We start from the raw sequence: 7,871 nt of genomic DNA, 5'->3' as shown, positions 1-7,871 counted from the left end.
GACGCGCTGCCGAAAGCGCTCAAGGTTGTAGCCGTCGCCAAGGAGGTTTCGCATCCGGACAACTAGCAGGCCGTTGAAGAAGTGGGCCAGCGGCGGGCGATGAAGGGGATTTCGTCGCCGGCGTGGAAGCCGATCCCGCCGTGAAGCGAGCCGTCAGCCTGAAGCTTGGCCCAACCAGAGCCGCAGGCCGCGTCCATCTCCTCGTTGCCGGTCCAGTCGAACGCGATGGCAGCGTGATCCCCACCACCAGCGAAGGCCCCGGTGACGCATCCGAAGGCGAACTCGCCGCCGGTAGTCTCGAAAAGGATGTAGGCCGGCTCGACCATGTCGGCGTAGTCGTCCGCGTAGCCGGGCAGCTCGACGATCCGCCACTTGCCCAGGACGCTCACGCCAGAGCTCCGAGCAGCTTGGGCAGGCGCACCAGGTTGTAGGCCGCCGCCGTGAAGGCGAAGGCCCACCCGACCTTGCCGCGGCCCCTGAAGCGGGTCTTACGCTGGCCACCCACCGTCTTGATCCAGCCAAAGCCCTCCTCGATGCGCTTGCGGATCCTCTGGCTCATGCCATAGCCGGCATGGCGAGTGGTTCGTCGATCGATGGACAAGCGGCGGCCGCTCGTGTTCTGGGCCACGTGCGCTTGCACGTTCATCGACCGCAGCTCGTTGACGAAGTCCTCAGCGTCATAGGCCTTCGGCGCCCACGGAGATCGCCCTGGGCCCGTCCGCCCTCGGTTCGATCATCGCCAAGGCGGCGATGCGCTCGGCGTGGCCGTCTGCAGACGTCAGGCGGGTGTCCACGATCAGGCCCGAGCGGTTCTCCATCAGAGCGTGGCCGATGAAGCAAAGCTTGGCTTCCCAGCCCGGGCCCTTGCGGTAGAGCCTGGCTTCAGGATCGGTGGTGCTCTCGTGCGTCTCGTTTGAGCGCGTCTGACCCTTGAAGTCGACCTCGGCGTTGCGCCCGCCAGCGGGCGGGGGGGCTTGATCTGCGCTGTGATCCTTGGGCTTGAAGCTCTTCATCGACGCCCAGGCCTCGATCAGCGTGCCGTCGACGCTGAAGTGGTCGCTGGACAGGAGCCGCTTCACCCGGGGCTGGGCCAGCACGGCTGCCAGGAACTTGGCGGCGATCTCGCCGGCCAGCAGCCGGTCCCGGTTCTTGCTGAAGCTCGAATGATCCCAGGCCAAATCGTCGACACCCAGTCCCACGAACCAGCGGAACAGCAGGTCGAACTCCAGCCGCTCCATCAACTGCCGCTCGGAGCGGATCGAGTAGAACGCTTGCAGGAGCATCGCCCGCAGCAGCATCTCAGGCGGGATCGAGGGACGACCCATCCGGACCGCACAGAGCGCAGAGAAGTCCTGGTTCAGCGCTGCGAGCGCCACATCTTTGAGCTGGCGATCCGGCATAGAAGGCCCGGAAGGCCTCCTGCGTCACAGACCCTGATGTTGGACGAGGATGCGATCGCGATGGCGGTCCGGCTGAGGGTAGCTCAGGTCAAGAAGCTTGAGGCGGCGGTGCACGACGTCGGCCAGCAGTTCGGCCTGAGCCGGGCTACAATCATGCGGGCCCTGAAGGCTCATAAAAGCCGCCGATAAGAGAGACTTGGTTCTTGCTGACAGGGCGCTCGGACAGACTATTGGAGGTGGCTCTTTTCAGAAGGAGCCACACTTGCACATCAACCATCCCTCCGTGACCAGCCGTCAGGCTCGGCCGATGCCGATCTCCGCTCATGCCAGGAAGTGACTCCAGCAGCGGGCCATACCGTCCTTCATCGTCGAGCTGCTGGAGGACTTCGGCTCGCCGACGCGCTGCGGCGGGGCTGACCGGCTGATTTTTGACAAGGCAGCGCGTGGCCGTCTCGCCGATCACTTCGGTGGTCTGAACAGCCTCCGCGACCTTGAGCGGTGGCTGAATATCTATGCTGTGATCGGTGATGACGGGCGCGTCATCACCGTCGCCCATAAGACGCAGCGCTTCTGGCGGCATTGATGAGCGAGCTGTAGTGCAGATGCAGAACCGCTTACCGAACACGGTTTGCTGAATAGCGTAACGGACCTTGGTGTCCGCTCATCATGTACATAGAAACTGGGTCCGAACCCCAGGGCTTGTGGCGGCTCCATCCTAGTCCACCGTCTCGTCGGCCTGCACAGAGAGGCCGGGGTGCCTGGCGTCGACATGAGAAGGTCCCATTGGACCGAGACGCTGGCATTGACCAGCACGTCACCCAAAGTCCCTTGATCGGCTTGGGCGACCGCCGCCGTTTCAGCCTAATCCGCTGAGTGAACGAGCAATACGAGGACAACACGAACGGCCTGTCCTGCCCCTAGGGGGTTTGCTGATCGAGTGTGCAGATCCTTGACACTGGCACGAGTGTCAATCTTACAGCACAGTTTCCCCGTCCGATGCCTATGGTCAGCCGACCAAGCCCATTTCAGGAGCAAAGCGCGTCAGCCGGCCGAGGCTGGGTTCGGTAAGGCCGCCGGGCTTGTCGCAAGCTCGGAGCTGAGATGCAGAAGGGCCTCTGCCATACTGCTTTCATGCTTTGTTCGCGGCGGACAGTCCGAAGCAGTGGGCCCGCAGCTGGTTCTGCTCGCGCACGGTCCAGGCGCCAGCGAACCCGAAGCCCTGGATGGTGCGCCGGGCCGTGTGGAAGGAGCGGAAGCCGCCGTTCCGAGACATGTTCTTCTTCAGCCGAAAGTGGTCGCTCTCGATGCCCTGCTGCAGGTGCTTCGTCACGTAGTGGACGGGCGTGCGCGCCAGCAGGCCAGCCTTCCGCGTCGCTACGATGGCCGGCGGGTAGGGAGCAGCGGCATTCGTGCCTATCTGGTCAGGCACCAGCAACGGCTGATCGTCGAGCATCTTGCGGAAGAAGCGCTTGGCGGCGTCCAGATCGCGTCTGGCGCTCAGCAGGAAGTCGACAGGCGCACCGTGCTCGTCGATGGCGCGGTAACTGAGCGGGTAGCGCAGGTACCAAGAGACCGCCTGCACGATCAGAGCCGCCTCAAAGTGCCGGCCCCTAAAGTCATGCTTGGACCGGCTCTTCAGCTTGGCGGCGATAGCGTTGAGGATCATGGACCACCCCCGGGCTGGAGGCGGCAAACTCGGCCCGTATGGCTTACGAGCCGTGAACATCACAAACTTTGCGACAGGTCCCTCGCGCCTCCATGGCGTCTGCTTGCCGGCAGTTTGATCGGCCACCAATGGAATGATACTAGCGGATGATAGCGGATCAACGCGTGGCAGGAACGGCAGTCAGTGAGTGAATGGCCTGCCGGGAAATAATCGGACTAGCAAATTCCCAGTTTTCTTCCGCATGGCTGCAGCTCACTGAAAATAAAAGTGGGCGCCAGTGTGCCGTTTTACGCGGATGAACGGTTGTCTTAAAAACAGCTACTTTTTGGGGGCTGGTAAAAACCGCAGAGGTTTGCCATGCCGATCGTCGGATATCCGGGCTGGCCGCCGGTTATCGATGCGAACACACGGGAGCATGTTCGTTTCGCGATGTCGGACGGGCATCGGCTGCTCCTCTGTCGAATTTCGATAGACACCCTGCGGGACTGGTTTGGCGATGAGGACTCCGAGCCGAACAATCTCTTTGAAAGCTGCCAAACCGAAATCGAGGACGCCGCCAGCAAGAGGCACAACAGCAATGGAATTCATAATGGACTCATCGATCTTATTGACGAAGATTTCAGATAAATTAACCTAAAGACCCATTAGTTTTTTAAGGAACGCCTTAGAATGCATCGGAGTTGTATATTTTCCGTAGCGGCTGCTCTCGCTATGAGCGTGCCCGCTGTTGCTCAAACCGTTTCCGTTCCCTCGGTCGGTTCCGATGACGGCATGTCAAACATGCCAAAAACCACTGCTACAATCCCTGACCGGATTAGAACGCTGGACCCCGATGCCCCAGGTGGCGTCCGAGTGCGCAGTAACCTTGCGGATGAACCAGGGGCGCCCCTGCCAGCAGCTATACTGAACCAGCGCTTTTGAGATCTTCATGTGCCACTGTCGCGCTAAGATCTCTACGGAATGTCAATTGAAGAACACCATCGCGCCACGTTGAGCTTTGTTGCTGCTGAGGAAGTCCGATGACGCACTATTATTTTGACCTTCACGCAGGCCTCCTCTCCGAATGGGACGATGAGGGACACGACACGGAGAATGCAGATGAAGCTATCTCGTTCGCCAACAACATGCTGGCGGTGGCCATCGGCAGCAATCATCGACTTAAGGGGGGGCGGCATGCCGTCGTGATCCGTGACAGGAGTGGCCATCAGATTGCGACCGCAACCGGCACCCCGAACGGTCAAGATCAGAACAATCAAGCGGCACCGCACGTCGTTGAACTGCCCTTAGTTATGCAAAACCGCGCTCTTACAGAAAGCACCGCATACGAACGCAACACGTCTACCTACCACAGTGCATAAAATCTAATCTGCTTGAGAACGGTATCAGACGGCCGATGGCAGACTGGGCAGCAATCGCGGGGTTCACCCAGGCATGCTCGCGAGTGAGAGCCTTTACTCCCGCCTTAATGAGCAGAGAGCCATGTGCCGCGCTATCACTTCAATGCCTACGACGGCATCGATTTACTTAGCAAAAATGGCGCTGAACTGCCGGACACAGATTTCGCACGCAGAGAGACAATCCGATATTCAGGCTTCCTATTGAGCAAGACGTCGAGAAAGATAATCTTGGGACTGAATTGAAATTCCCTGATAATTTTCATGCAAAAATCGGTTCGAACAATAAAACCGCGTACGATTACGGTGTCAAGCATGCCGACGCTGTAGACCGCACAGCGGCAGCAATAGCTTTGGCGCTACGCAATGGCGCAACAGTGCAGCAGGCGGCCGACGCAGGCGCGGCAAGTATCGGCATTTAAGGTCTTCGTGAGGCGGGTTACTGCCGCGCCCCATTCCGCCTCGGCTGATCCACATACAGCAGCCATGGAGTATAAGGTCCCGCGATGATGGAGCCCAACCAGACCGCCTTTATCGTCAAAGTGGCGTGTCCGGACGAAGATGCACCAGAGCGTCAGCTTAACCTGTTCTATGCGGTGCTCACCGAAGATCCACAAAGCGGAGTGCAGATCGTCAAGGATGCAGTAGAGGAGGTTGCTGAAGTCACCCTGACTGAGGTGCACCTCTCTCAAACCACGGCACAGGCCATCGACCTTCTTCCGGGTTACGCTAGAGCTCTATGAGGATGAGGGAGCACTGTCTTCTCCGATAGCATCCGCTATCGTGTACTCTGCCAGCGCGAGGTGATCTCCCGGAAGGCCGCGTCGCCGTTTGCCTCCGAAGCGCCCTTCGAACCGAAAGATCGGACCGACTGGCGCACGACCACATCATCCCGTGTGATCAACCAGTCGAACCGGCCCGGCTCCTTCGAGGATCGCGTGACCCACAGCTTGTGGGGATTTGGCTTGAAGATGATCATCCGGCCTGATCGATGCCTCTTTGAGCGCGACGTTTCAAGCTAGGGGGTGGCAAGTTACTTCCGGTATTTCGATCAGCTATGGCGAAGCTGCTGACGGTACGGGACCCATCTCAAGCGAAGGCGCAGAGGAATGCTTCCATGCCTCGACATCATCCGCCGTGCTCACCAATTGCGACGAGAGGCACCGCAAAGCTTCAGCATAACGGGCTCTCTCACGTCGCCCATTCGAACCTGCTGCCTGATCGTCACCCGCCGGTGTAATCGCGTCTGCGACAAAAGCCAGCCGCTCGGCAGTGCGCTTCATCGATTGCGGCCCCGTAAAGCTCGTCCGCGCGTCAGCCGCAACGCTCTGCACCAACTTTCCAAGATCGGGCTCTAAACTCATCCCCCAATGCTGTTCGTAGTTCGAGGCCAGCATCTGGCACTTAGTGAACCAGCTGAACTCTAGGCCTGTAAGTCTGGGGTGAACCATAACGCCCTCCTTCATGAACAGGCCGGATCCGCCGCATATGTCTCCAAGTGTCGGTTGCCGACCGCTCCCTCGGATGAAGCAGCAGCGAGTGACATCACCGCTTACTTGGGTAGCCGCTTTGGCTGGAAGCGCATGGATGGCTTGTTGTACCGGGTGCCTTTCTTAGGGTCCGGCATATCGGCAACTAGCCGCTTTACGCGCTCATTGAGGTCGGCGCGCGATATGGTCGGCGCCCGCCCGGTGATCATAGCCCGAGCCATAGCCGTCTCTGCTCCTAAGCCTGAGCACGGATGGCGCAGGACCCAATAGAAGATGGTGTCGCAAATGTTTTTTACCAGACCCAGATAATAGAATTCTATTTATTTTTCTGGTAATGATTTATTGTGTTCCATACCGGTCAAAATACATGCTGACCGTCACTAAATCCTAAGAGTCCGTCCGAAAATTCATTTTGAGCGGGCAAGACGTCTGACGAGGATCAGGACGGCTGCGGCGTAGAGGAAAGCTCGGGCGGAGGCGAGCGTGGCCTCCGGGTCCTTCCAGAGGCGTCGGTTGCGGCTGATCCAGGCGAAGAATCGTTCGACCACCCAACGGCGTGGATGCACGGCAAAGCCGATTTGATCGGGCGGCTTGCGCACGATCTCGACGGTGATGATCGTGGCGGTCGCTGGTCTGTCGCCGGCATAATCTGCATCGACAAAGGCTTTGACGATGAACGGGAAGGTCTGTCGCGATAGGCGCAGCACCGGCACAGCTCCATCGCGATCCTGCACGTCGGCGGGCTGTGGATCGAGGACGAGAGCGCGCCCGTCCATGTCCACCAGGGCTTGGCGCTTGCGCCCTTTGACCCTCTTGCCGGCGTCGTAGCCGCGCGGCCCGCCGCTCTCAATCGTCTTAATGCTCTGGCTGTCGAGCACCGCAGCGGACGGCGAGGCCTCGCGTCCGACACGCTCGCGATCGGCCATGACGAGGTGATGGTTGATCCGGCCGAACAAGCCCGCGTCGCGCCAGCGGCTGAAGTAGCCGTAGGTCGTGCTGCGAGGCGGCAGATCCGTTGGGATCAACCGCCAGGAAATCCCACCTCTCAGAACGTAGAAGATCGCGTTCAGGATCTCCCGGGTCGTCCAGACCGGAGGCCGACCACATGGAGCAGGCCTGGGCATCAGCGGCTCGATCACCGCCCACTCGGCGTCGCTCAGGTCGGTTTCATAGCGAAGGCCCATGCGGCTATGCTGCCGCCGGGTGGTCGGGGTCCACACGGCAGGTCCAGGTCAGGCTTCAGCACCTTCCTGGAATCACCGCCATCCCGATCACTCAACCCCGCCCCAGACCCTTATCGGACGGGCTCTGAGACCTCTAGGGACGAGGCGTTTCAGAACGCTGGGTCCTTCGTCTGGAATGGGTTGGCTGGCTGCCTGGAACGTTCCACACGGGCAAGCCCTATTGGACCGTGAGTTAAGGAGCGACGCAGCCTCGTCACCCGATCAATTGGCTGAGGCCTACGGCGATGAGGCCGAAGAGACGAGGCGCTGGCGCGTTCAGGCCTCGCCCTACAGGAATTTCCGTCCTGATACGCGAAGCGGCCCGGACCTCCCAGCCCGGGCCGCCCACGTCTGCGCTGCCTATCCTGCTACCGGGTCGTCGGCAGCAGCACGTTCGGCAGCCACATGGCGATGCCGGGGACGAGGCAGAGGATCAGGATCGCCACCGCCATCAGGATCACGAAGGGGAGCGTGCCCCAGATGATGTCCGAGAGCGGGATGTCGGGGGCGATGTTCTTGATCACGAAGATGTTGAGGCCCACCGGCGGGTGGATCAGCCCCATCTCCATGGTGATGGTCATCACGACGCCGAACCAGACGAGGTCGAAGCCGGCGGCCTTGAGCGGCGGCAAGATGATGGGTGCCGTCATCAGGATGATCGAGACCGGCGGCAGGAAGAAGCCCAGCACGATCACCAT

9 protein-coding genes and 1 pseudogene are annotated in these 7,871 nt (G+C 60.3%); 3 read left to right on the top strand and 7 right to left on the bottom strand.

Annotation, left to right across the window (positions count from 1 at the left end):
- Positions 1-62: 62 nt before the first annotated feature.
- The 4 genes and pseudogenes from F6X53_RS31605 to F6X53_RS31590 all read right to left on the bottom strand — a co-directional run bounded on the left by F6X53_RS31605 (position 63) and on the right by F6X53_RS31590 (position 3,066).
- Positions 63-389, bottom strand: coding sequence for a hypothetical protein (locus tag F6X53_RS31605; RefSeq protein ID WP_151005834.1), 327 nt, complete (start codon positions 387-389; stop codon positions 63-65).
- Positions 386-1,397 (bottom strand): annotated as a pseudogene (locus F6X53_RS31600) (IS5 family transposase); the annotation flags it as partial. The gene F6X53_RS31605 and the pseudogene F6X53_RS31600, both read right to left, overlap by 4 nt.
- Before the next feature lie 154 nt (positions 1,398-1,551).
- Complete coding sequence (locus F6X53_RS32855; protein WP_191971088.1) at positions 1,552-1,956, bottom strand: hypothetical protein; 405 nt, start codon at positions 1,954-1,956, stop codon at positions 1,552-1,554.
- Positions 1,957-2,529: 573 nt separating this feature from the next.
- Complete coding sequence (locus tag F6X53_RS31590) at positions 2,530-3,066, bottom strand: DDE-type integrase/transposase/recombinase (RefSeq protein WP_151005832.1); 537 nt, start codon at positions 3,064-3,066, stop codon at positions 2,530-2,532.
- 357 nt (positions 3,067-3,423) lie between these two features.
- On the opposite strand from F6X53_RS31590, the gene F6X53_RS31585 reads away from it, so the two are divergent.
- From F6X53_RS31585 to F6X53_RS31575, 3 genes are all read left to right on the top strand, one after another.
- The gene (locus tag F6X53_RS31585) at positions 3,424-3,693 is read left to right on the top strand and encodes a DUF1488 family protein (protein WP_151005830.1); all 270 of its coding nucleotides are present in this window, start codon (positions 3,424-3,426) and stop codon (positions 3,691-3,693) included.
- Between the two features lie 392 nt (positions 3,694-4,085).
- Positions 4,086-4,424 (top strand): DUF6894 family protein, encoded by a 339-nt coding sequence (locus F6X53_RS31580; protein ID WP_151005828.1) that lies wholly within the window; start codon positions 4,086-4,088, stop codon positions 4,422-4,424.
- A 542-nt stretch (positions 4,425-4,966) separates the two neighbouring features.
- Positions 4,967-5,203: a hypothetical protein gene (locus tag F6X53_RS31575; protein WP_151005826.1), complete on the top strand. Its 237-nt coding sequence runs from the start codon at positions 4,967-4,969 to the stop codon at positions 5,201-5,203.
- Positions 5,204-5,238: 35 nt separating this feature from the next.
- Here F6X53_RS31575 and F6X53_RS31570 read toward each other — a convergent pair whose 3' ends face one another.
- From F6X53_RS31570 to F6X53_RS31560, 3 genes are all read right to left on the bottom strand, one after another.
- Positions 5,239-5,439 carry a hypothetical protein gene (locus tag F6X53_RS31570; protein ID WP_151005824.1) on the bottom strand — a complete coding sequence of 67 codons (201 nt, stop codon included), beginning with the start codon at positions 5,437-5,439 and terminating at the stop codon, positions 5,239-5,241.
- Positions 5,440-6,357: 918 nt separating this feature from the next.
- Positions 6,358-7,170 carry an IS5 family transposase gene (locus tag F6X53_RS31565; protein ID WP_151005822.1) on the bottom strand — a complete coding sequence of 271 codons (813 nt, stop codon included), beginning with the start codon at positions 7,168-7,170 and terminating at the stop codon, positions 6,358-6,360.
- A 371-nt stretch (positions 7,171-7,541) separates the two neighbouring features.
- Positions 7,542-7,871, bottom strand: a 330-nt coding sequence (locus tag F6X53_RS31560) for a TRAP transporter large permease subunit (protein ID WP_151002349.1), incomplete at its 5' end; no start/stop codon positions are given.

The sequence above is a fragment of the Methylobacterium soli genome, assembly GCF_008806385.1.
GTDB classification, from domain to species: domain Bacteria; phylum Pseudomonadota; class Alphaproteobacteria; order Rhizobiales; family Beijerinckiaceae; genus Methylobacterium; species Methylobacterium soli.
This window is presented reverse-complemented; position numbering and strand designations above follow the sequence as displayed.

Coding starts and splice junctions, on each gene's coding strand:
- F6X53_RS32855 (WP_191971088.1), bottom strand. CDS start 1,956: ATGGGCGACGGTGATGACGCGCCCGTCATCACCGATCACAGCATAGAT.
- F6X53_RS31590 (WP_151005832.1), bottom strand. CDS start 3,066: ATGATCCTCAACGCTATCGCCGCCAAGCTGAAGAGCCGGTCCAAGCAT.
- F6X53_RS31585 (WP_151005830.1), top strand. CDS start 3,424: ATGCCGATCGTCGGATATCCGGGCTGGCCGCCGGTTATCGATGCGAAC.
- F6X53_RS31580 (WP_151005828.1), top strand. CDS start 4,086: ATGACGCACTATTATTTTGACCTTCACGCAGGCCTCCTCTCCGAATGG.
- F6X53_RS31575 (WP_151005826.1), top strand. CDS start 4,967: ATGATGGAGCCCAACCAGACCGCCTTTATCGTCAAAGTGGCGTGTCCG.
- F6X53_RS31570 (WP_151005824.1), bottom strand. CDS start 5,439: ATGATCATCTTCAAGCCAAATCCCCACAAGCTGTGGGTCACGCGATCC.